This is a genomic window from Treponema sp. R6D11, assembly GCF_054786075.1.
The window spans coordinates 1-1,108 of record NZ_BDHD01000413.1; the positions used below are offsets into that span (position 1 = coordinate 1).

General features: G+C 45.5%; 2 protein-coding genes. One reads left to right on the forward strand and one right to left on the reverse strand.

What is annotated here, in order from left to right:
• A partial coding sequence (locus ACYVTD_RS13590) for an MBG domain-containing protein (RefSeq protein ID WP_461248269.1) occupies nucleotides 1-632 on the reverse strand: 632 nt, incomplete at its 3' end.
• A gap of 217 nt (nucleotides 633-849) precedes the next feature.
• On the opposite strand from ACYVTD_RS13590, the gene ACYVTD_RS13595 reads away from it, so the two are divergent.
• A partial coding sequence (locus tag ACYVTD_RS13595) for a hypothetical protein (protein WP_461248270.1) occupies nucleotides 850-1,108 on the forward strand: 259 nt, incomplete at its 3' end.

The following is a 1,108-nucleotide window of genomic DNA, read 5'->3' on the forward strand; positions in this document are numbered from 1 at the left end:
GCATTAGCCGTATCAGGTAGCGAGAAGTTTTGCGGTGTGATCGTATATGTTCCAACTGGTCGCGTTGTCCCTGCCGTACCATTAACAGAATACGAACCAATAGAAAGCGTAGGCGAACCAGTAGGCGCGCTTGGCGTCATAGTATATGTATAACTCGGATCTGCCGCTTCATATACCTTGCTAACATCATTAGCCTTAATCGTCACGGCAATCACACTCTTTGTGATAGTAAACGTTCCTAAATTTAGGTTATTCACAGCCGTATAATTGCCCGCCGCAGCTTGACTAACTGTGATAGTATATGCCCCCGAATTGGTTGGGACAGTTGTCGATCCGTTATAATAAATCGTCAAAGCTCCCGTGCCGTTGGAAACAACTGTCGCAGCCTGAGGAGAGCCATTGTATGATGCAAATGTTCCGCTATTCGTGTATGTAGCCGTCCAGCCTGTTTTGTTAATAATTAGCTTATATTCGCCCAAAACGCTTGATGAATAAGCGCGAACAGCAACATAATAGACTTGCCCAGCGGTGAGCGACGCACTCATACCAAAGTTATTAGAAAATCCGCCTTGAGACCCGACTGTTTCGACTAATCCGAGCATCTCTGGCGGTTCATATTCTGTTGCTGGCACGGCTGGCACATCTCGCCCAGTTGGAACATATACAATTACGCCGCAAAGCTTCTCGGTTGCGACGAATGCGAACTATGCATATACGATAAGTTATCAAACTGGAACGCTGACTGTAACGCCTATTCAACCTGTTTATACATTAAGGCAAAATGCGATTGAAACGGCTGTTGGTGTTGCGAACGATAAGATTGGCGGAGATGTAATTGGCAGAGGAAGCATGGGTAGTGCGTCTGCTACATCGCGTGCTGCTGCGCTTGACATTGGCACAATTAATGCCAATTATTATGCTGAAGCGTATGTTTCTATGGCAAATGATACGGACTTCTTCAAATTTGTAGCAGGAACTTCGGGGACATATTATTTCAACTCGGCGTTTAATACGCTCGACACATACGGATTTTTATATAACTCATCTGGAACGCAACTAACATATAATGATGACTCGGCTGGAACAAAAGGCGGCGGCGGTGCTAACT